Annotated in this window: 19 protein-coding genes; 5 read left to right on the top strand and 14 right to left on the bottom strand. The window is 70.5% G+C overall.

What is annotated here, in order from left to right; genetic code table 11:
• Positions 1 to 63 precede the first annotated feature (63 nt).
• From mqnE to HZS56_RS09930, 6 genes are all read right to left on the bottom strand, one after another.
• Positions 64 to 1,227, bottom strand: a complete 1,164-nt coding sequence (mqnE, locus tag HZS56_RS09955) for an aminofutalosine synthase MqnE (protein ID WP_216720359.1) — start codon at positions 1,225 to 1,227, stop codon at positions 64 to 66.
• A 65-nt stretch (positions 1,228 to 1,292) separates the two neighbouring features.
• Positions 1,293 to 1,748, bottom strand: a complete 456-nt coding sequence (locus tag HZS56_RS09950; protein ID WP_030401669.1) for an Lrp/AsnC family transcriptional regulator — start codon at positions 1,746 to 1,748, stop codon at positions 1,293 to 1,295.
• 92 nt (positions 1,749 to 1,840) lie between these two features.
• The gene (locus tag HZS56_RS09945) at positions 1,841 to 2,518 is read right to left on the bottom strand and encodes a UbiX family flavin prenyltransferase (protein ID WP_216720358.1); all 678 of its coding nucleotides are present in this window, start codon (positions 2,516 to 2,518) and stop codon (positions 1,841 to 1,843) included.
• 31 nt (positions 2,519 to 2,549) lie between these two features.
• Positions 2,550 to 3,122, bottom strand: a complete 573-nt coding sequence (locus HZS56_RS09940) for a Uma2 family endonuclease (RefSeq protein WP_216720357.1) — start codon at positions 3,120 to 3,122, stop codon at positions 2,550 to 2,552.
• Positions 3,123 to 3,168: 46 nt separating this feature from the next.
• Positions 3,169 to 4,074 carry a menaquinone biosynthesis prenyltransferase MqnP gene (gene mqnP, locus HZS56_RS09935; protein ID WP_216720356.1) on the bottom strand — a complete coding sequence of 302 codons (906 nt, stop codon included), beginning with the start codon at positions 4,072 to 4,074 and terminating at the stop codon, positions 3,169 to 3,171.
• Positions 4,071 to 5,528 carry a menaquinone biosynthesis decarboxylase gene (locus HZS56_RS09930; protein WP_216720355.1) on the bottom strand — a complete coding sequence of 486 codons (1,458 nt, stop codon included), beginning with the start codon at positions 5,526 to 5,528 and terminating at the stop codon, positions 4,071 to 4,073. The genes mqnP and HZS56_RS09930 overlap by 4 nt, the downstream gene beginning before the upstream one ends.
• Before the next feature lie 88 nt (positions 5,529 to 5,616).
• Between HZS56_RS09930 and HZS56_RS09925 the strand changes: the two genes are divergently transcribed.
• Complete coding sequence (locus HZS56_RS09925) at positions 5,617 to 5,922, top strand: PLD nuclease N-terminal domain-containing protein (protein WP_216720354.1); 306 nt, start codon at positions 5,617 to 5,619, stop codon at positions 5,920 to 5,922.
• Positions 5,923 to 6,033: 111 nt separating this feature from the next.
• Here HZS56_RS09925 and HZS56_RS09920 read toward each other — a convergent pair whose 3' ends face one another.
• Entirely contained in the window at positions 6,034 to 7,983 is a 1,950-nt protein-coding gene (locus HZS56_RS09920; protein WP_216720353.1) for a serine/threonine-protein kinase, read from the bottom strand.
• 198 nt (positions 7,984 to 8,181) lie between these two features.
• Between HZS56_RS09920 and HZS56_RS09915 the strand changes: the two genes are divergently transcribed.
• From HZS56_RS09915 to HZS56_RS09905, 3 genes are all read left to right on the top strand, one after another.
• Complete coding sequence (locus HZS56_RS09915; protein WP_216720352.1) at positions 8,182 to 8,784, top strand: TetR/AcrR family transcriptional regulator; 603 nt, start codon at positions 8,182 to 8,184, stop codon at positions 8,782 to 8,784.
• Between the two features lie 246 nt (positions 8,785 to 9,030).
• A complete protein-coding gene (locus HZS56_RS09910; RefSeq protein WP_216720351.1) occupies positions 9,031 to 9,930 on the top strand; it encodes an alpha/beta fold hydrolase in 900 nt (299 codons plus the stop codon).
• Positions 9,931 to 10,114: 184 nt separating this feature from the next.
• Positions 10,115 to 11,524 carry a condensation domain-containing protein gene (locus tag HZS56_RS09905; RefSeq protein WP_216720350.1) on the top strand — a complete coding sequence of 470 codons (1,410 nt, stop codon included), beginning with the start codon at positions 10,115 to 10,117 and terminating at the stop codon, positions 11,522 to 11,524.
• A 16-nt stretch (positions 11,525 to 11,540) separates the two neighbouring features.
• Here HZS56_RS09905 and ccsB read toward each other — a convergent pair whose 3' ends face one another.
• The 7 genes from ccsB to hemL form a co-directional block, all read right to left on the bottom strand.
• Positions 11,541 to 12,680 (bottom strand): c-type cytochrome biogenesis protein CcsB, encoded by a 1,140-nt coding sequence (gene ccsB, locus HZS56_RS09900; protein ID WP_216720349.1) that lies wholly within the window; start codon positions 12,678 to 12,680, stop codon positions 11,541 to 11,543.
• Entirely contained in the window at positions 12,677 to 14,401 is a 1,725-nt protein-coding gene (resB, locus tag HZS56_RS09895; protein ID WP_216720348.1) for a cytochrome c biogenesis protein ResB, read from the bottom strand. The genes ccsB and resB overlap by 4 nt, the downstream gene beginning before the upstream one ends.
• 3 nt (positions 14,402 to 14,404) lie before the next feature.
• Positions 14,405 to 15,178: a cytochrome c biogenesis CcdA family protein gene (locus HZS56_RS09890; protein WP_216720347.1), complete on the bottom strand. Its 774-nt coding sequence runs from the start codon at positions 15,176 to 15,178 to the stop codon at positions 14,405 to 14,407.
• A 1-nt stretch (position 15,179) separates the two neighbouring features.
• Entirely contained in the window at positions 15,180 to 15,815 is a 636-nt protein-coding gene (locus HZS56_RS09885) for a TlpA family protein disulfide reductase (RefSeq protein WP_216720346.1), read from the bottom strand.
• 90 nt (positions 15,816 to 15,905) lie between these two features.
• A complete protein-coding gene (locus HZS56_RS09880; protein ID WP_216720345.1) occupies positions 15,906 to 17,216 on the bottom strand; it encodes a polysaccharide deacetylase family protein in 1,311 nt (436 codons plus the stop codon).
• A 197-nt stretch (positions 17,217 to 17,413) separates the two neighbouring features.
• Positions 17,414 to 18,112 carry a histidine phosphatase family protein gene (locus HZS56_RS09875; protein ID WP_216720344.1) on the bottom strand — a complete coding sequence of 233 codons (699 nt, stop codon included), beginning with the start codon at positions 18,110 to 18,112 and terminating at the stop codon, positions 17,414 to 17,416.
• Positions 18,109 to 19,425, bottom strand: coding sequence for a glutamate-1-semialdehyde 2,1-aminomutase (gene hemL, locus HZS56_RS09870; protein WP_216720343.1), 1,317 nt, complete (start codon positions 19,423 to 19,425; stop codon positions 18,109 to 18,111). The genes HZS56_RS09875 and hemL overlap by 4 nt, the downstream gene beginning before the upstream one ends.
• Before the next feature lie 320 nt (positions 19,426 to 19,745).
• Here hemL and HZS56_RS09865 point away from each other — a divergent pair, with 320 nt between their 5' ends.
• Positions 19,746 to 20,372 carry a hypothetical protein gene (locus HZS56_RS09865; RefSeq protein WP_216720342.1) on the top strand — a complete coding sequence of 209 codons (627 nt, stop codon included), beginning with the start codon at positions 19,746 to 19,748 and terminating at the stop codon, positions 20,370 to 20,372.
• Positions 20,373 to 20,816 lie beyond the last annotated feature (444 nt).

The following is a 20,816-nucleotide window of genomic DNA, read 5'->3' as shown; positions in this document are numbered from 1 at the left end:
GGGGAACTGCGCGAACGGCCGAACGGCCCCCACCGCCCGCAGCCGAAGAACGGCCTCGGGGAATCAGACCCGCATCGGCTGCGGCGCCTCCCGGCGCTCCGGGTCGGGGCCCTCGTACTCCCGCAGGATCTCGTACCGCGTGTTCCGCTCGACCGGGCGGAACCCGGCGTCGCGGATGAGGTCGAGCAGGTCCTCGCGGGTCAGCTTGTTCGGCGTGCCGAAGTCGTCCGCGTCGTGAGTGATCTTGTACTCGACGACCGAGCCGTCCATGTCGTCCGCGCCGTGCTGGAAGGCCAGCTGGGCCGTCTGGACGCCGTGCATGACCCAGAAGACCTTGACGTGCGGGACGTTGTCGAAGAGGAGGCGGGAGACGGCGAAGGTCTTCAGGGCCTCCGCGCCGGTCGCCATCTGCGTCCGCGCCTGGAGCCGGTTGCGGACCTTGCCGTCCTTCATGTCCACGAAGTCGTGCTGGTAGCGCAGCGGGATGAAGACCTGGAAGCCGTTCGTCTCGTCCTGTAGCTCACGCAGGCGCAGCACGTGGTCCACGCGGTGGCGGGGCTCCTCGATGTGGCCGTAGAGCATGGTGCACGGGGTCTTCAGGCCCTTCTCGTGCGCCAGGCGGTGGATGCGGGACCAGTCCTCCCAGTGGGTGCGGTGGTCGACGATGTGCTGCCGCACCTCCCAGTCGAAGATCTCCGCGCCGCCGCCGGTGAGGGACTCCAGACCGGCGTCGATCAGCTCGTCCAGGATGTCGGAGGCGGACATCCCGGAGATGGTCTCGAAGTGGTGGATCTCGGTGGCCGTGAACGCCTTGAGGGACACCTCGGGCAGCGCGGCCTTCAGTTCGCGCAGCGAGCGCGGGTAGTAGCGCCACGGCAGGTTGGGGTGCAGGCCGTTGACGATGTGCAGCTCGGTGAGGTTCTCGCCCTCCATCGCCTTGGCGAGCTTCACCGCCTCCTCGATGCGCATCGTGTACGCGTCCTTCTCCCCCGGCTTGCGCTGGAAGGAGCAGTACGCGCAGGAGGCGGTGCACACGTTGGTCATGTTGAGGTGGCGGTTGACGTTGAAGTGGACGACGTCGCCGTTCTTCCGCGTCCGCACCTCGTGCGCGAGGCCGCCGAGCCAGGCGAGATCGTCCGACTCGTACAGCGCGATGCCGTCCTCGCGGGTCAGCCGCTCACCGGAGCGGACCTTCTGCTCCAGCTCGCGCTTGAGCCCGGCGTCCATGCGATACCTCTTTCTGAGACGAACCCGTCAACCGTACGCTCCGGCGCGGCGGCCGGTTCCGGTGGCTAGACCTCTTCGGGGAGTTCGCCCACCCGGTTCTCCCACTTGGTGGACAGCACGATGGTGGTACGGGTCCTGGAGACGCCCTTGGTGCCCGACAGCCGCCGGATGATGCTCTCCAGGCCGTCCACGTCGGCCGCGCGCACCTTGAGCATGTAGGAGTCGTCGCCGGCGATGAACCAGCAGTCCTCGATCTCCCGCAGCTCCTTGAGCCGCTGGGCCACGTCCTCGTGGTCGGCGGCGTCGGAGAGCGAGACACCGATGAGTGCGGTGACGCCGAGGCCGAGCGAGGCGGCGTCGACGGTGGCCCGGTAGCCGGTGATGACGCCGGCCGCCTCCAGCCGGTTGATGCGGTCGGTGACGCTGGGTCCCGAGAGCCCGACGAGGCGCCCCAGCTCGGCGTAGGAGGCCCGGCCGTTCTCCCTCAGGGCCTGGATGAGCTGCCTGTCCACCGCGTCCATGCGATCGAAGCCTTCCACTGAAGAATTCTGAAGATGTGGGTAACGAAGGTGCGTGGGGGGTGTGATTGCGGGTGTGATCGGGGGTGTGGTGCTCAGGGGCCGGGCGGGCGGGCCGCGCCCAGCTCGCCCCGCCAGCGGCGGTAGAGGTCGTGGCCGACGCCCGCCGCGTCCAGGACGCGCCCGGCGACGAAGTCCACCAGGTCCTGGATGTGCGTCGCCCCCGCGTAGAAGGCCGGGGAGGCGGGCACCACGGCCGCGCCCGCGTCGTCCAGCGTCACCAGGTGCCGCAGGGTACGCCCGTCCAGCGGGCTCTCCCGTACGGCGACGACGAGCCGGCGGCGCTCCTTGAGGGTGACGCTCGCCGTCCGCTGGAGCAGGTCCTTCGACAGGCCGAGCGCGACACCGGCCACGCAGGCCGTCGACGCGGGCACGATGAGCATGCCCTTGGCCGGGTACGACCCCGAGGACGGCCCGGCCGCGAGGTCGCCCGCGCTCCAGTGCCGTACGCCGGTCACGTCCGCGTCGAACGCGTCCGGCTTTCCGTCGGCTCCGCGGGCCAGCCACTCGCGCAGGTCCTGCTGCCAGTGGGCGTCGCGGAAGGAGATGCCGGTCTCGTCGAGCAGGGTGAGCCGCGAGGCCCGGCTGACCACCAGGTCGACGCTCTCGCCGGCGGCGAGCAGCGCACGCAGCACGGCGGCGGCGTACGGGGTGCCGGACGCCCCGGACACCCCCACGATCCAAGGCGTGCGCTGCGATTCTCCTGGGTTCACATCTTGAGCCTACCGGTGGACGGGGCAGTCCTCAGGACCGGTCCGGTGCCTTGGGGTCCACGGGGAGGCGGCCGGTGTCGATGGTCAGCTTCCCGAGGGGGGAGTCGACGGTGAGGTCGGGGCCGTAGCGGAGCATGTCGCGGCCGCGGTATCCGTCGGGGCCGGGGTTCCACATGGTCACGACCTGCCCGCGCAGCGGGTCGAAGACCAGGTAGTTGGCGATGCCGCGGGAGGCGTACCAGAGCGGCTTGACCTCGTAGTCGCGGCGGACGCTGCTCGGCGACACCACCTCGGCCACGAACTCGATCAGGTCGGCCTGGTACGAGCCGCTGTTCTCGGCCTCGGCCTCGCTCGGAATGACCGCCAGATCGGGGCAGAACTCGTTGTCCCCGTCGAAGGGGAACGCGACGTCGGTGACCAGACTCCAGCCGTCGGGGAGCTGGTCCTCCAGGTCGACCCACAGTCGCGTGATCGTCCTCCCGTGGAACGGCCTGACCGGGTTCATCATGATGCTGCCCTCGACAATCTCCGTGCGATAGCCGGGGAACATGCCCTCCAGCCGGCTGAGCTGCGAGTGCAGGCGGTCAAGGTCCGAGACGGTCACGGTGGCCTCCCTGGGTTCCTGCTCCCGATGGTAGGCCGCACCGTATTCAGACGGTCAGACCCCGAACCAGCAGGTCCAGCAGCGCACACACGAACAGGGCAATGCCGATGAAGCCGTTGACCGAGAAGAACGCCCTGTTGAGGCGGGTCAGGTCGTGGGGGCGGACGATGGTGTGCTCGTAGCCGAAGGCGCCCGCCACGATCAGCAGGCCGAGCCAGAAGAAGGCGCCGGCGTCGGTGGCGACGGCGTACCAGGCGAACAGGGCGGTGGTGACCGTGTGGCAGGCGCGGGCGCCCCAGATCGCGGCAGGGACGCCGAAGCGGGCCGGGACGGACTTCACGCCGACCTGCCGGTCGGTCTCGACGTCCTGGCAGGCGTAGATCAGGTCGAAGCCGCCGATCCAGATGCCGACCGCCAGGCCGAGGATCACGGCCTCCCAGGACCACTCGCCGGTGATCGCCAGCCAGCCGCCGATCGGGCCCATGGCCTGGGCGAGGCCGAGGATGGCCTGCGGGAAGTTCGTGAACCGCTTGCCGTACGGGTAGACCACCATCGGTACGACGGCCACGGGGGCGAGGGCCAGGCAGAGCGGGTTGAGCAGGGCCGCCGCGCCGAGGAAGACGACGAGGGCGACCAGCGCGCCGGTCCAGGCGTGCTTGACCGACATGGCGCCGGTGACCAGTTCGCGGTGGGCGGTGCGCGGGTTGCGGGCGTCGATCTCGCGGTCGATGATCCGGTTGACCGCCATCGCGAAGGTGCGCAGGCCCACCATGGCGACGGTGACCAGGAGCAGCCGGCCCCAGTGGATGTTCTCGTCCCACCGGTACATCGCGGTCAGCGCGGCGATGTAGGCGAAGGGCAGCGCGAACACCGAGTGCTCGATCATCACCAGGCGCAGGAAGGCCTTGGTGCGCCCCGGCTGCTGCGGCAGGGCGGCGGAAGCCGACGTCACAGTCCGTACTCCTTCCAGCGGCGGTCGACCTTCGCCGCCGTATCCGGGTCGGACAGCACCATGTCCGGCCAGCCCCCGTCGCGCGTGTACCCCTCCTCGGGCAGTTTCCGCGTGGCGTCGATGCCCGCCTTACCGCCCCAGAACTGCTGGTAGGAGGCGTGGTCGAGGTGGTCGACCGGGCCTTCGACGACGGTGAGGTCACGGGCGTAGTCGGTGTTGCCGAGCGCCCGCCACGCGACCTCGTGCAGGTCGTGGACGTCGCAGTCGGAGTCGACGACCACGATCAGCTTGGTCAGGGACATCATGTGCGCGCCCCAGACGGCGTGCATCACCTTCTGCGCGTGCTTGGGGTACTTCTTGTCGATCGAGACGATCGCGCAGTTGTGGAAGCCGCCGGCCTCGGGCAGGTGGTAGTCCACGATGTCCGGGACGATGATCTTGAGGAGCGGGAGGAAGAAGCGCTCCGTGGCCCGGCCGAGGGGGCCGTCCTCCGTCGGCGGGCGGCCGACCACGATCGACTGGAGCAGCGGACGCTTCCGCATCGTCACGCAGTCGATCTTCAGTGCGGGGAACGGCTCCTGCGGCGTGTAGAAGCCGGTGTGGTCGCCGAAGGGGCCCTCGGGGAGCATCTCGCCGGGCTCGAGCCAGCCCTCGATGACGACCTCGGCCTGCGCGGGCACCTGGAGCGGGACCGTCTTGCAGTCCACCATCTCGATCCGCTTGCCCTGCAGGAACCCGGCGAACAGGTACTCGTCGATGTCGCCGGGGAGCGGCGCGGTGGAGGCGTACGTCACGGCGGGCGGGCAGCCGAAGGCGATCGCGACCGGCAGCCGCTCACCGCGCCGGGCGGCGACCTGGTAGTGGTTGCGGCTGTCCTTGTGGATCTGCCAGTGCATGCCGATGGTGCGCCTGTCGTGGCGCTGGAGCCGGTACAGGCCGAGGTTCCGGATGCCCGTCTCCGGGTCCTTGGTGTGGGTGAGCCCGAGGTTGAAGAAGGAGCCGCCGTCGTCGGGCCAGGTGAAGAGGGCCGGGAGGCGGTCGAGGTCGACGTCGTCGCCGGTGAGGACGGTCTCCTGGACGGGCGCGCTGTCCCCCTTCACCTTCTTCGGCGGTACGTGCGTCATCGCGCCGAGCTTCCCGAAGGCCTCGCGCACACCGACGAAGCCCTGCGGCAGCTCGGGGCGGAGCAGCCCGCCGATCTTGTCGGAGATGTCGGAGTACGCCTTGAGCCCGAGGGCCTTGAGCAGGCGGCGGTCGGTGCCGAAGACGTTCATCGCGAGGGGCATGTCGGAGCCCTTCACGTTCTCGAAGAGCAGCGCCGGGCCGCCCGCCTTGTTCACCCGGTCGACGATCTCCCCGACCTCCAGGTACGGGTCCACCTCGGCCTTGATGCGCTTGAGGTCGCCCTCGCGCTCCAGCGCCCTGAGCAGGGAGCGAAGATCGTCGTAAGCCATGCCGTCCAGTATCCCCGAGCGGTTACCCTGGCCCTGTACCTGGGGGCCCGTGACGCGTCCCCACCCCTCGCTTGAGCTGGAGAGGCCCATGCTCCGGGTGCTGATGTTCCTCGTCCCCCTGGCCCTGAGCGTCTACGCGTTCATCGACTGCATCAGCACGAAGGACTCGGACATCCGTCACATGCCCAAGCCGCTGTGGGCGATCCTCGTGCTGCTCTTCCCGCTGGTCGGCTCGATCTCCTGGATCATCGCCGGCAAGAAGCGGCAGCCGGCCGGAACGTCGCCCTGGCCGGGCGGCGGGCGGCGGCAGTGGGTGGCGCCGGACGACAACCCCGACTTCCTGAAGTCCCTCGACAACGACGAGGAGAGGGACGACAAGAAGGACAAGGACTAGACAAAGGCCTGGACAAGGGCCAAAGGCCCCAATGGATCCGAAGGGGCCAAAAGGCGAAGGAGTGGGTGCGGGCACAGGCGCCGGGCCGGGCCTCCCGGGGCTGCGGGCCGGTCAGGACGACCGGGACCAGTGCTGGAGCGCCGAGCCGTCGCACACCTGCATCATGACCAGTCCGCTGACCGTGGACTCCTCCATGCACCTGCCGGTGTTGGTGGCGACGAGGGAACTGCCCGAACCGAGGCGCCACTCCTGACCGCTCTGCGAGCTGCAGTAGGCGGCGTGGAGCGAGCCGTAGCTGCTCAGGCAGTTGCCGGACGCCTTGTGGACGACGCGGTAGGTGCCGGACGAGGCGCCTTTCAGGTTCCAGACCGCGGCCTCGCCGCTGCAGGAGCCCGGGCGGATGTTGCCCTGCGCCACGGTGACGCAGTGCCCGGTCTGTCCGTTGCGCAGGACGGTGCCGCCGCCCGTCGACGGGGCGCCGTCCCCGCTGCCGGGGTCCGTGCCGGTGCCGTCGTCGGAGCCGGTGCCGGTGCCCGGGTCCTGGTCCGAGGAGGAGCCGCCGCCCCCAGCGCCGCTGCCGGCGTCACCGCCGCCCGCACCGTCGCCCGAGCCTTCGTCACTCTTCGCTCCGCTTCCGTCGTTGTCCGAGCCGGTGCCCGCCACACCGGACGCGGTCGCCGACTCCTTCGCCTCCGACTCCGGCTTCTTCGGGGAGGACGCGCTGGTGGACGGCGACGGCGCCGCGGATCCGGTGCCGGTGCCCGACGGTGTCGCGGTGGTGGAGGCCGTGACGGACGCGCGGGCGTCGGGCCCGGCGGCGTCGCTGGAGTCGGTGACGTAGGGCAGGAGTTGGAAGGCGAGGGTGCCTCCCGCCACGACGACCACGACCGGGACCAGCACGGGCCGGATGCGCCTGCGGCTGCGCTCCTTGCGGGACTTCTCGGGCTTGCGCCGCCCCACGGGGTCGGGATCGGGGTCGCGGTCGGGCTCCCGCGCCGTCTTGGGCTCCGGTTTCCTCTCCGGCTCCGGCTCCGGCTTCTTTTCCTGCTCCTGCTCCTGCTCCTGCTCCTGCTTCTCCTCCGGCTCCCGTTCCGGGGTCGGGTCCGGCTGGGCGGTGGGTTCCGGCGGTGGGAGGTCGTCGGGGTGCGGGGTGCGTGCCGCGAAGGCGGCCCGTTCGGTAAGCCTCTCGGTGATGTCCTCCGGCCACGGCGCGGCGGCCGACGCCCCGTGCCGCTGGGCGAGTTCGAGGAGTTCGGCGGCGGTCGGGCGGCCCTCGTGGTCCTTGTCGAGGCAGGACGCGACCACGTCCGCCAGTTCCGCGTCCAGGTCCCGCAACGGCTGGAGGTCGGGCTCCTCGTGCACGATCCGGTACAGCACCGCATGCCCCGACTCGTCCCCGAACGGCGGCCGCCCGGACGCCGCGTACGCCAGCACCGAACCCAGCGCGAACACGTCGACGACACCACTGGACGCCCGGCGACCCGAAGCCTGCTCGGGAGACATGTAAGCGGGCGTGCCCACCACCATGCCGGTCCTGGTCAGCTGACTCTGCTCCGCCGCCCGCGCAACACCGAAGTCGATGAGCGTGAGCCCCTCAAGCGTCAGCATCACGTTCGACGGCTTGAGGTCCCGGTGCACCATGTCCAGGGCGTGCACCGCCGCCAGCCCCCTCGCCGCCTCCCCCAGCAACAGCCACAGCGCGCCGGCGGGCAGCGGGCCGTGCAGGTCGACGGCCTGGCGCAGGGTGATGCCGGGCACGTAGGCGGTCGCGAACCAGGGCGGCCGGGCCTCCCGGTCACCCGCCAGCAGCGGCGCGGTCGCCTCGTCGGGCAGGCGCGCGAGGTTGTCCAGCTCGTGACCGAAGCGGCGCAGGAAGTCCTTGTCCTCACCCGCGACGGAGGGCAACACCTGCTTGACGGCCGCGTACCGGCCCTCGTGGACGCCGAGGTAGACCCGCCCCATGCCCCCGACCCCGAGCCGGCCCAGCAGCGGTATCGACCCGATCCACCGTGGGTCCTCGTCCTCCAGCGGCCCGGCCCCGCTGCCGTCCAGCTCCAACACGTCTGTCCTGTCTCCCCGTTGATCCGACGACCGGGACCCGCGGCCCGCCTGCTCCCCTCCGAGACCCGGGCGGACGCGCGCGTCCCGCGGGACTCAGTCTGGGCCAGACGGACTTAGGATGGGAAGCAGTTTCTAGAAATTCATTCTAGAATCGAAATTGGGAAATCCACGCTGAACGACGAGAGCGCGCACCCACCCATGAGTCCCAAACAGCACCGCGGCGAGGTCACCGCCGATCTCCTCCTGGACGCCGCGCTCCGCCTCTACACGGAGTCGGGCGAACAGGGCGTCACGGTCACCGCCGTCACCCGGACCAGCGGCATCAGCCTCGGCAGCCTCTACCACCACTTCGGAAGCCTGGACGGCCTGCTCACCGCACTCACCGAGCGCTGGATGGCGCGGCTCCTGGAGCACCTGGTGACCGCGCTGACCAGCACCGACACCGCCCGCGAGGGAATTCGGGCCGTGGTCGGGGCGTATCTCGCCTTCGTGCGCGACCACCCCGGCGCGGCGCTCCTCATCCACTCACCGCGCAGCGACCGGCGCCTGATGGCACAGGGCAGGGAGCTGCGGGAGGCGCAGGGGCCGGCCGTGTCGGCGACGGCCCGGTGGCTCCAGCCCCGTATCGACGCCGGCGAAGTGGCCCCGCTGCCCATGCCCCTGCTGGAGACCCTGATCCTGGGCCCGGTCGTCGCCGTCGCCCGGCGCCGGCTCTCCGGGATCCGCGACGTGGACCTGGACGAGGCGGCGCGCATCCTGCCGGAGCGGATCTGGCGGTCGATCCGCGCGGAGGAGGCGTGAGGAGGGGGAGGGCGCAGAAAGCAGAGAAAGGGGAGGACGTAGGGAAGGGGAGGGCGTAGGGAGGGGAAGGTGCCCGGGGGCCGGAGTTGTCCCCCGGGGGAGCTACGCGCAGGTGTCCACCGCGGGGTGACGATCCGGGAGCGCCGGATCCATAGAGTCCTCATCAGTCGCCGAGAACGACAGGCCGACCGGAAAGACCCCCACATCACCCGATCCGTACCCCACCCTTGCCTGCTGGAGGCCCCCATGTTCCGCACCATCGCCAAGACGGTCGCCGCGATCGCCGTCGTCTGCACCGTGGCAGGAGCGGGACTCGTCCTCAACGAGGAGTTCGGCAAGGACGACGGGAAGGACACCGCCGCCGACGCGGGCCTCTCCTTCACGGGTACGAAGAAGATCCGCGTCGACGGCCACTCGGTCAACGTCTCCTGCTCCGGCAGCTCCGACGCCGAGCAGCCGCTGGTGATGCTGATGGCGGGCGGCGGCGAGGGCCTGGGCAACATGGCTCCGCTGCAGAAGGATCTGAGCGGGAGCAACCGGGTCTGCTCCTACGACCGCCTCGGCGAAGGCGCCAGCGACGAGCTCGAGAAGGGCAGCCTGCAGCACATCAACGACGTCTCGGTCCTGCTCACCGGCGTCCTCGACCAGCTCGCCGGGGACCGCCCCGTCGTCCTGGTCGGGCACTCCCTCGGCGGCAACATCGCCGCCCGCTACACCCCCGACCACACCGACCGCGTCAAGGGCCTCGTCCTCCTCGACGCCACCGTGCCCCACCTCACCCGCGACATGAAGCGCACCATCCCCGCCGACGCCACCGGTGCGTCCGCCCAGGCCCGCGACGGCGCGATCGGCGCCAACGCGGGCCAGAACGACGAGCAGCTGGTCATCGACGACGGCCCGGTCCACTCGGCCGGTGACATCCCGGTCGAGATCCTCACGCACGAGTCCCAGTACTCCGTCTTCCCCGAGTACGAAACCGCCCTGGAGAAGATGTGGGCGGACGGCCAGCAGGAGTGGCTGAAGCTGTCCACCGACAGCAAGGTCACCACGGCCGAGGGAACCGACCACTACATCCACACCCGCAACCCCGGCCTCACCGCCAAGACCGTGCAGGATGTCACCGCGCGCGCGGCGAAGGCCGAGTAAGCCCCCCTCAGCCCCCGGAGTGAAGAGTGCGAGGGGGAAGGGTGAAGGAGGTACGGGGTGCGAGTCCGTATCGGCGTTCGAGGGGCCATCCGTTCCGTTGAACAGTGCCGACACACCAGGTGCGCGGCCGCGAAGACGGCATTCCCTTGGTCGGGTCTGTACATCTGCGAACGGAGACCCTCTCGTGCGAATGACCGACATCCAGCGCTGCGAGATCCGGCCCGGGCGCCTCGTCGAGTGGACGCTCAGTCCGAGGACGCTCGACATCGCGGCGGGTCTGCCCGAGGACGCGCGCCCGCCGGCGTACATCCAGGAGTCGCACATCCGCACGGCGCGGTCGGTGCGCGAGGACGGCCTGTTCGTGCCGACCTGGCTCGGCGCGGCCTTCGACCTCCCCGGCCCGGTCGACCTGGACGTGCTCCAGGAGGCCCTGCGCGCCTGGACCCTGCGGCACGAGACGCTGCGCAGCGGGTTCCGGTGGGGCGGCGAGAGCGGTGACACGATGCGCCGGTTCACGCTCGAGCCGGACGCCGTGTCGCTGCACCGCGAGGACGTCGGCGACTTCCCCGACGCCGCGGACCTCGCCCGCCACCTCCAGGACCGCTTCGACCGGGTCGCGGACGCGCTGCGCTGGCCCAACCTCATCTACACGGCGGTCGTCCGCGACGACGGCGTGAGCGTCTACATGGCCTTCGACCACAGCAACGTCGACGCCTACTCCATCTACCGGATCCCCGCAGAGGTCGGCGAACTGTACGCCGCCGGCGCGGCCGGGCGGAGCGTGCCGCATCCCAGGGTCGGCTCCTACGTCGACTTCTGCGAGGCGGAGCGGGCGGACGCGGACCGGATCGACGGCGACCACGACATCGTCGCCCGCTGGCGGGAGTTCATCCGCCGCTGCGACGGCCGGCTGCCGTCCTTCCCCGTCGACCTCGGTCTGCGGCCCGGCGGGGCGCTGCCCGAACAGCGGCTGCTGCGGGAGCCGTTGGTGGACGCGGCCGACGCCGCCGCCTTCGAGGCGTACTGCCGCCCCTACGGCGGCAGCCTCGTCGGCGTCCTGGCCGCGACCGCGCTGATCGTGCACGAGATCGGCGGCGAGAGCGTCTACCGCACGGTGGTGCCCTTCCACACCCGGTCGCGGTCCCAGTGGTCCGAGTCCGTGGGCTGGTACGTGGGCGGCGCGCCGATCGAGGTCCCGGTGGACGGGGCTCACGACTTCCCCGCCGCCCTGCGTACCGTCCGCTCCGAACTCCAGGCCAACCGGCGGCTGTCCCGCATGCCGATCGACCGCGTGCTGCGCCTGCTCGGCACCGACTTCCGGCCGACCTCGCCCGACCTGTACTCGATCGTGTCGTACGTCGACGCCCGCGACGTGCCCGGCGCCGGCGGGTGGCCGGACCAGTCGGCGTACGCACTGCTGCGCGTCTCGTACGGCGACCAGGTGTGCGCCTGGGTGACGCGGCTCCCGGAGGGCCTGTGGTTCGCGAGCCGCTACCCGGACACCGACGTCGCCCACAAGAACCTGCGGCTGTACGTGGAACGGCTGCGGGACGTCGTCAGGGGCGTCGCCCGCGGCGACCTGACTCGGGTGTAGCCGCGGGCGCGGGCGGTCAGAAGCCGACCGACTGGAGGGCGCCGAGGCCGACGTCCGCGTAGGAGTGCTTGCCGGAGACGAAGATGTTGACGCCGTAGTAGTTGAACAGCCAGCAGCCGAAGGCGACCAGCGCGAGGTAGGCGGCCTTGCGGCCCTTCCAGCCGGCGGTGGCGCGGGCGTGCAGGTAGCCGGCGTAGGCGACCCAGGTGATGAAGGACCAGGTCTCCTTCGGGTCCCAGCCCCAGTAGCGGCCCCAGGCGTCGCCCGCCCAGATCGCGCCCGCGATGATCGTGAACGTCCACAGCGGGAAGACGGCGGCGTTGACGCGGTAGGCGAACTTGTCGAGGCTGGCGGCGGCGGGCAGCCGGTCCAGGACGGAGGCGGCGAAGCGGCCGGGCGTGCCGCCGGAGGCGAGCTTGTTCTCGAAGCTGTCCTTGAAGAGGTACAGGACCGTGGAGACCGCGCCGACGTAGAAGACCGCGCCGCAGAAGATCGCGGTGGAGACGTGGATGTACAGCCAGTACGAGTGCAGGGCCGGGACGAGCTGGTCGCTGGCGGTGTAGAGGACCGTGACGGCGAGGCCGAGGTCGAGCAGGACCGTGGTGATCAGGGGCAGGCCCAGCCAGCGGACGTTCTTCTTCAGCAGGAGCAGCGCGAGGTACACGCCGACGGCGACCGTCGTGAACGTGATGTTGAACTCGTACATGTTGCCCCACGGCGCCCGCTCGACCGACAGGGCGCGGGTGAGGACGCCGCCCGCCTCGATCGCGAAGGCGAGCAGGGTGAGCGAGATGGCGATCCGCCCGTACAGGTCGCCCTGTTCGGTGCCGCCGTGTGCGCCGGGCCCGTCGGGCACGTCGCGGGAGCCGGAGGCGGCCCGTACGACGACCTCGGGGCGCTCCAGTACGGCGGTGCCGCCGGCCTTGTTGACGGTGACGGCCGGGCCGGACTTCACCCCGGTCTTCGCCGCGTCCGTGGCGGTGAGTGCGGCGGCGGTGCGGCCGACCTTGCTGCGGCTGCCGAAGAGCCACTCGGCGATGTACGCGAAGAAGGCCAGCGTGTAGACGGCCATCGAGGAGTAGATCAGCGTGTTGCTGACGTTCGCGAGGTTCTCGTTGGTCGCGGCGGCCAGTTCGGTTGCGGCGGCGAGAGTCACTTCTCAGCCCCTTCGGCAGGTACTTCGTGGGTGTCGGTGGCGGAATCTGCGGTTCTTGCGGGCTCGGGCGCCCGGTCGTACAGGAGCCCGGCGAGGTCGCCGAGTTCCTCCGGGACCTTGGCGGACTCGCTGCGGCCGAGGCCCGCCATCTCCACGACGGTGACGCCGTCGGCGCCGCGCACGGCCCGCACCCAGACGCGGCGGCGCTGGATGAACAGGGAGCCGGCCAGGCCGAGGATGGCGACGACGGCGCCGCCGAGCGCCCAGCCGCTGGCGGGCTGCCGGGTGACCTGGAAGCCGGCCCACTCCTGGATGCCGTCGAAGGTGACCGTGCCGGCGCCGTTCGGGAGGGTCATGGTCTCGCCGACCTTGAGCTGCTTCTTGAACAGCTCGCCGTCGGAGTCCTTGAACTCCTTCAGGTTGGACTTGTCGAGCTGGTAGACGTTCTGCTGGAAGCCCGCGTCGACGCCGAGGTCCCCGTGGTAGGCGGACAGCGCGAGCATCGGGTTGAGCAGCGCCGGGAAGGTGGAGAGCATCGTGCTGCCCCGGCCGCCGTACGTCGGCAGGAAGAACGCGTTGAAGCCGAGCTGCTCCTTCTCGCCCTCGGCGTTGCGGTAGCCGTCCATGACCTTCACGGCGCCGGAGGAGGTGACGTTGGCGTCGAGCGGCAGCAGGGCCGTGGCCGCCTTGTCCATCACGACGTTGCCCTGGGCGTCCTTGACGGTGAGGATCGGCGCGTAGCCGTGGCTGACGAGGTAGACCTTGGAGCCGTCGATCTCCAGCGGCTTGTTGACCTCGATGGTCTTCGTCTTCTGCGCGCCGTAGGCGCCCTCGCTGTAGGAGACCTCGGCCTCGTAGATGCGCGGGGTGCCGCGGTTGGGGCCGGTCGCCTCGTAGGTGCCGTGGAAGTTCTTCAGGGAGAAGCTGAAGGGGGCCAGGTCGTGGTCCGGGTCGAAGAGGTTGCCGGACTTGAAGTCGTCGTACTGGGTGAGGGTGTTGGAGAAGCCGTCGCCCTCCAGGATCAGCTTGTTGCCCTCGTACTTGAAGAGCTGGCCCCAGGCGAAGGCGATCAGCATCACGATCAGCGCGATGTGGAAGGCGAGGTTGCCGGCCTCGCGCAGGTAGCCCTTCTCGGCGGAGACGGCGTCGACGGCGGCGTCCGCGCGGAAGCGGCGCTTCTTCAGCAGTGTCAGCGCGGCCTCGCGGACCTCCTCGGGCTCGGCCGCGGTGCGCCAGGTGGTGTAGGCCGGCAGCCGGTCCAGGCGCCGCGGGGCGCGGGGCGGACGGCCGCGGAGCTGGCCCACGAACTGCCAGGTGCGCGGGACGATGCAGCCGATGAGGGAGACGAACAGCAGGATGTAGATCGCGGAGAACCACACCGAGCTGTAGACGTGGAAGAGCCCGAGCTTGTCGTAGAGCGGGCCGAGGATGTCGTGGTTGTCGCGGAACTCCTCGACCTTCACCGCGTCGACGCCGTCCTGCGGGATCAGGGACCCCGGGATCGCGCCCAGCGAAAGGAGCAGGAGCAGGAGCAGCGCGACGCGCATCGAGGTGAGCTGGCGCCAGAACCAGCGGGCCCAGCCGGTCACACCGAGCGAGGGGAGGTTCGGGGCCTCCTCCTTGGGGGCGGTGGACAGCTGGGAGCCGGCGGCGCCGAGGTCCTGGTCGTCGCCTTCGGTCCTCGGCTGCTTGCCGGGACCGGTCGTCGAAGTGGTGCTCATCGGTCAGATCCCCACAATGAAGCCGTTGGACCAGGTCTGCATGGACTGCACGATGCTGTCCCACACGCCGGTCAGCAGCAGCAGGCCGGTCGCGATCATCATGACGCCGCCGACGCGCATCACCCAGACATAGTGCCGCTTGACCCAGCCGAAGGCGCCGAGCGCCTTGCGGAAGGCGACGGCGGCGAGGACGAAGGGGACGCCGAGGCCGAGGCAGTAGGCGACGGTCAGCACGGCGCCGCGCCCGGCGGTGCCCTGCTGGGAGGAGAGGATCAGCACGGAGGAGAGGGTAGGGCCGATGCAGGGCGTCCAGCCGATGCCGAACAGCGCGCCCAGTATGGGCGCGCCGACCAGGCCGTTCACTGGCTTCTTGTGGAAGCGGAACTCGCGCTGGGTGAACCAGGGCATCAGGCCCATGAAGAAGACGCCCATGAGGATCATGAACGCGCCCAGGACGGTGGTCAGCACGCCCCGGTTCTCCTGGAGCGTCTCGCCGAAGTAGCCGAACAGCGCGCCGCTGGAGACGAACACGGCGGTGAAGCCGAGGACGAACAGGGAGGCGCCGGCGACCATCCGCCCGCGCCGGGCCTCGCCCAGGTCGGTGCCGGTGACGCCGGTCACGTAGGAGAGGTAGCCGGGGACGAGGGGCAGGACGCAGGGGGAGAAGAAGGAGACGAGGCCGCCGAGCAGGGCGATGGGCAGGGCGACCAGCAGGGCGCCGTTGAGCACCGTGCCGTTGTAGCCCGCCTCCTCGGCGAGGGTGATCACCGCGGACACGTCACTTCTCCGACTGGAGGAAGGGGTCGAGCATCTTGCGCAGCTTCTCCTCGCTGAGCGCCTGGAGCGTGCGCGCGGCGACCTTGCCCTCCCGGTCGATGACGAGCGTCGTGGGGATGGCCTGCGGGTTGAGGGTGCCCTTCTCGAAGCGGAGCAGCAGCCGGCCGCTCGGGTCGTACAGGCTCGGGTAGCTGATCCCGTAGTCCTTCTCGAACGCGCGGGCCGGTCCGGCGGAGGTGTCGCGGGTGTTGATGCCGACGAACTGGACGCCCTGGTCCTTGGTGTCGTCGTAGACCTTTTCCAGGTTCTTGGCCTCGGCCCGGCAGGGACCGCACCAGGAGCCCCAGACGTTCAGGACGACGATCTTGCCCTGGTAGTCGGCGACGTCGACCTGTCCGCCGTCGACGGTCTTGCCGGACAGCTCGGGTGCGTCGGCGCGCTCACCCTTCTTGGCGGTGGCGATGCCGTCCGAGCCGGTGATGAAGCCCGTCTGGCCGCCGCCGCCCGAGGTGCCGCCCGAGCTGCACGCGGACACGAGCAGCGCCGCGGCGGCCGTGCCGACGGCGAGGACGGCGCGGCCGCCAAGGCGGGCGGTGGAGCGGGTCGAGCGCAGGGGGGCGCGGCTGGCGGCACTCATGTGAAAAGTTTCGCATGTCCGTTCCGAGGATCTTGCGCACCCCCCTCGCGGCCGGAAACCCGCATCTCAGGCGCCGTTCGCGGGCGGTCCCTACCTGGCCGCGGAGGAGTCCGGAGAGGAGGGTGCGGAGGAGTCCGGGGCGCCCTTGAGGAAGGCCTTCCAGCCGCCGGCCGGCTGCTGCCCGACCTGGACGCCGCGCAGCTTGTCGAGCACCTCCGGCTTCTGCACGTCCAGCCAGTCGGTGAACTGGCGGAAGGAGACGAGCCGGATGTCGCCGCCCTTCTCCTTCTCGCGCGCGATGTGCTTGAGGGCGTTCTCCACGGCGTCCATGTAGATGCCGCCGTTCCACTCCTCGAAGTGGTTGCCGACGAAGAAGGGCGCCCGGTTCGACTCGTACGCCCGCTTGAAGCCCGATATGTACGCGTTGGTCGCCTGCTCGCGCCAGCCCGGGTAGTTGTGGGCGGGGGCGTTGGTCGAGTTGACCGACTGGTTGGCGAGGATGTTGTAGTCCATCGAGAGGACCTCGAAGGAGTGGCCGGGGAAAGGTATCTGCTGCAGCGGCAGGTCCCAGATGCCGTCCTTCTTCGCCGGCCACATCTGCAGGCCGCCAGGCGAGGAGGCGTCGTAGCGCCAGCCCAGCTCGCGGGCGGTGGACAGCAGGTTGTCCTGACCGAGGAGGCAGGGCGTGCGGCCGCCGACGAGTTCCTTGTCGTAGTCGAAGGGCAGGGCGGGCAGGTCGGTCCAGCCGGTGTTGGTCTTCCACTCCTTGACGAAGGACTTCGCCTGGTCGATCTCGCTGCGCCACTGCGCGGGCGTCCAGTTGCCGACCGTGCCGCTGCCGCCGCAGAAGTGGCCGTTGAAGTGGGTGCCGATCTCGTGGCCGTCCAGCCACGCGCGGCGCACGTTCTCCAGCGTGTCCTTGATGTGCGCGTCGGTGAGGTAGCCGATGTCGGAGGCGCCGCGCGGGTTGTTCGGCGGGTCGTAGAGACGCTTCTTCGACTCGGGCAGCAGGTACAGGCCCGAGAGGAAGAAGGTCATGTGCGCGCCGTGCTCCTGGGCGAGGTCCAGGAAGCGCGGGAAGAGTCCGTTGCCGACCTCGCCCGCCCCGTCCCAGGAGAAGACGACGAACTGCGGGGGCGTCTGGCCCGGCTCCAGGGGCACGGGCGCCTCGGGCTGGTGCGGCTGCTTGCCGGTGTACGACGTGGAGCCGTCGCCGATGGGCTTCGCGGGCGCCTTGCCGCTGCCGGAGGGCGACGGCTTCCCGGAGCCGCCGGCCTGGTCGGAGCCGCCCGACGAGGAGCCGGAGCCGGTGCCGCAGCCCGCGAGCCCGACCGCCGCGGCGGCCCCCGCGCCGAGCCCGAGCATCCCCCTGCGGGTGAGAGTGCGGTTGGAAGTGCGCATCGCAACCTCGTTCGTCGCGTCCTTGGTGGTCACTGGGTGAGAGGACGCGACGTACGAACGGGTTCCGGAAATATGTACGGGTTGGGTAACAGCGAACTGACAGGAACGGGGTCACGGAGCGGACGGCGGGGCCGGCGGACGGGCGGAGGGGGCGGAGACGCCCCCTCGTCCCCGCCCCCTCTCTCCTTACGGCCGGCTCAGGCGCCGTACGCCTTCCCCTGCCCCTTCACGGGCCTGGCGCCCGCGAGCAGGTGTGCCGGGACGAGGTCGCGGGCGGGCTCGGTGTAGCCGACGGAGACGATCCGGTCGCCCCGGTAGGTGAACGTCGTCAACGACGCCAGCGTGCACTGCCGCTTGCGCGGGTCGTGCCACAGCCGCCGCCGCTCGACGTAGGACCGCAGGATCCAGATCGGCAGCTGGTGGCTGACGACCACGGCCTCGTGCCCGCGGGCCCGGTCGCGGGCGGCGTCGATCGCGCCCTTCATCCGCACGACCTGGTCGACGTACGGCTCGCCCCAGGACGGCTTGAAGGGGTTGACCACGTGCTTCCAGTTGGCGGGCCGGCGCAGTGCGCCGTCGCCGATGCCGAAGGTCTTGCCCTGGAAGACGTTGGCGGCCTCGATGAGGCGCGAGTCGGTGTCGAGGTCGACCCCGTGCGTCTTGGCGACCGGCGTCGCCGTCTCCTGCGCCCGCTCCAGCGGGGAGGCGACGACGTACGTCACGTCGCGGGGCGCGAGGTGCTCGGCGACCCGCTCGGCCATGCGCCGGCCCAGCTCGGAGAGGTGGTAGCCGGGGAGCCGTCCGTAGAGGACGCCGGTCGGGTTCTCGACCTCGCCGTGCCGCATGACGTGGACGACGGTCAGCTCATCGTTGCTCTCGTGGTTCTCGTGGCTCATGCCGTCGCCTCCGCAGCCGCGCGGGCCGCCGCCGGGAGGGCGTCGGCGATGCGCTGGACGGCCCGCTCGTCGTGGGCGGTGGACACGAACCAGGACTCGAAGGAGGACGGCGGCAGGTAGACGCCGTTCGCGAGGAGGGAGTGGAAGAACGCGGTGAAGCGGAAGGACTCCTGCGCCTTGGCGTCCTCGTAGTCGTTGACCGGCCGGTCGGTGAAGAAGACGGAGAACATGTTGGAGGCGGTCTGCACCGTGTGGGCGACGCCCTCCTTGGCGAGCGCCTCGGTCACCAGCCCCTGGATCTGCGCGGACACGCCGTTGACGGTGGCGTAGGCGGCGTCGTCGAGGAGCCGCAGCTGGGCGAGCCCGGCGGCGGTGGCGACGGGGTTCCCGGAGAGGGTGCCGGCCTGGTAGACGGGTCCGGCCGGCGCGAGGTGCGCCATGACGTCGGCGCGCCCGCCGAAGGCGGCCGCGGGGAACCCGCCGCCCATCACCTTCCCGAAGGTCATCAGGTCGGGCACGACCCCCTCCACCCCGTACCACCCGGCGCGGCTGGTCCGGAACCCGGTCATGACCTCGTCGGACACGAACAGCGCGCCGTTCGCCGCGCAGGCGTCCTTGAGCCCCTGGTTGAACCCGGGCAGCGGCGGTACGACGCCCATGTTGCCGGGCGACGCCTCCGTGATCACGCAGGCGATCTCGCCGGGGTGGGCGGCGAAGGCGGCGTGCACGGCCTCCAGGTCGTTGTACGGCAGCACGATCGTGTCGCTCGCCTGGGCGCCGGTGACGCCGGGGGTGTCGGGCAGCGCGAAGGTGGCGACGCCGGAACCGGCGGCGGCGAGGAGCGAGTCGACGTGACCGTGGTAACACCCGGCGAACTTGATCACCTTGGTGCGCTGCGTGAACCCGCGGGCGAGCCGGATGGCCGACATGGTCGCCTCGGTCCCGCTGGACACGAGCCGGACCTCCTCCAGCGGCGCGACCCGGTCCACCATCGCCTCGGCGAGCGCGACCTCGCCCTCGGCGGGCGTACCGAAGGACGTCCCGCGCGCCACGGCCTCCTGCACGGCGGCGACCACCTCGGGGTGCGCGTGCCCGAGGATCATCGGGCCCCAGGAGCACACGAGGTCGACGTACTCACGCCCGTCGGCGTCGGTCAGGTACGGCCCGGTGCCGGACACCATGAACCGGGGAGTGCCGCCGACGGCGCGGAAGGCGCGCACCGGGGAGTTCACCCCTCCGGGTGTGACGGCGGCCGCGCGGTCGAACAGAGCCTGCGAGGCCGGTGCTTCGTATGGGTATGCCAGTTCGCTCATGACCTGCGACTTCTCCGACCTTCTCGACCTTCTCCGACGTTTCGGGCTCCCCTCGGCCTCTGGTTGCCCAGGGTGACCTCATTAAGGGTAGACAACCGCCCCGATCGCCGTGCCGTCTGCCAGACTGGAGCCCGTCCACGCAGCTCACCGGGGCAGCGGGGAGAGGGGGCTGCCGACACCCTGGCGGACATATGACAGACAGATGAAGGCCATATGTCTCACCGCACGTTTCGGCGAGCGGCCGTGGGGGAGGTCACTGACACGATGATCGGGTTGCGCGGCGGGGGCCACGCGTCCTAGAAAAGCAGTCGGGTGGAGATATGCATCGCGGTGGCGGACTGGGCGAGGGGACCGATGACCTGGGTCCTCGACGTGCCCGGCGGGGAAGGCACCGACGCGAGGCGGAGGAAGCGTCCGAAGCACGTCAGGCACACGGCACACCTGGCGAGCCCGACCGGCTCTCCGGGCGGGCCGACCGGTCGGGGGCGGGGAGCAGGAATGGTGGTCGGGTGGGGGTGACCTACAAGTACTTCGGCGCGCCCGACGGCGCGACCGCGGCCCGCGTCCCGATCTCGATGCGCCCCGAGGAACTCGGCGGGGACGAGCTCGGGATGAACGGCATGTTCACCAAGATCAAGCCGGAGACGATGGCCGCGATGGTCCTCACCGGCATAGAGGGCGTCCCCCTGCACAAGGTGCCCCCGCTGGAACTGGTCGTCCTGCACCCCGACTACGCGGTCGTGAAACTCCCGATGACCGTCGTCGACCCCCTGCGCGGCATCGGCGAGGAGGCGGTCGGCGCGGCGGCGTTCATCTGGTCCACGGTCCCGGACCGGGGCGGCCCGCGCGACGCGTTCAACGTGTACCAACTGCTGCACGAGTGGCAGGACTTCTCGCACCGGCTGCATGAGGCGGGGCATCAGCCGTATTGCCTTGTGTGGCCGTGAGCTGGGGTTTCGTGGGGTGCGGGCGGGGCTTTCGGGCTCCGCCCTCGTCATGTGCCGGGAGGGGCCGTCAGGTGGCCGGGGCACATTGAGGGCACATGGGTTAGGGCTAGAGCACTGATGTGCCCCTGAGCTTCGCCGGTGTCCTTGGGGCTCCGCCTCGGTGAAGGAGTAATCGATCGCCTTGCCGGCGCGTGTACGTCCGCAACGTGAAGCCGAAGTCCGAGGTAGTCGGAGAGCGTGAGGTCGAAGTACAGCTCAGAAACGTCCCTGACCTGCGTATACGAGGTCGGCGCACCGTGGTGCACAACCGGTGCATAACTGGGCGAGGGCCGCCGGCTGAACCGGTCAGCAACTTCAAATGGCGCTCACCAGCGATGCCGCTGACCGGATCAACCCTCGTCTTGCCCTGCTCCGGTCCCTCTGGGTGTATGGTCCCCATCGCTT

Origin of the sequence: Streptomyces mayonensis, assembly GCF_018982965.1 — a bacterium.
Taxonomy (GTDB): Bacteria; Actinomycetota; Actinomycetes; order Streptomycetales; family Streptomycetaceae; genus Streptomyces; species Streptomyces mayonensis.
Note: the sequence above shows the minus strand (reverse complement) of the source record. Positions and strands in the feature narration are given on the sequence as shown.

Coding starts and splice junctions, on each gene's coding strand:
- HZS56_RS09880 (WP_216720345.1), bottom strand. CDS start 17,216: ATGCGCACTTCCAACCGCACTCTCACCCGCAGGGGGATGCTCGGGCTC.
- resB (WP_216720348.1), bottom strand. CDS start 14,401: ATGAGCACCACTTCGACGACCGGTCCCGGCAAGCAGCCGAGGACCGAA.
- HZS56_RS09885 (WP_216720346.1), bottom strand. CDS start 15,815: ATGAGTGCCGCCAGCCGCGCCCCCCTGCGCTCGACCCGCTCCACCGCC.
- HZS56_RS09875 (WP_216720344.1), bottom strand. CDS start 18,112: ATGAGCCACGAGAACCACGAGAGCAACGATGAGCTGACCGTCGTCCAC.
- HZS56_RS09925 (WP_216720354.1), top strand. CDS start 5,617: ATGCTCCGGGTGCTGATGTTCCTCGTCCCCCTGGCCCTGAGCGTCTAC.
- HZS56_RS09915 (WP_216720352.1), top strand. CDS start 8,182: ATGAGTCCCAAACAGCACCGCGGCGAGGTCACCGCCGATCTCCTCCTG.
- HZS56_RS09930 (WP_216720355.1), bottom strand. CDS start 5,528: ATGGCTTACGACGATCTTCGCTCCCTGCTCAGGGCGCTGGAGCGCGAG.
- HZS56_RS09910 (WP_216720351.1), top strand. CDS start 9,031: ATGTTCCGCACCATCGCCAAGACGGTCGCCGCGATCGCCGTCGTCTGC.
- mqnE (WP_216720359.1), bottom strand. CDS start 1,227: ATGGACGCCGGGCTCAAGCGCGAGCTGGAGCAGAAGGTCCGCTCCGGT.
- HZS56_RS09950 (WP_030401669.1), bottom strand. CDS start 1,748: ATGGACGCGGTGGACAGGCAGCTCATCCAGGCCCTGAGGGAGAACGGC.
- hemL (WP_216720343.1), bottom strand. CDS start 19,425: ATGAGCGAACTGGCATACCCATACGAAGCACCGGCCTCGCAGGCTCTG.
- HZS56_RS09865 (WP_216720342.1), top strand. CDS start 19,746: ATGCATCGCGGTGGCGGACTGGGCGAGGGGACCGATGACCTGGGTCCT.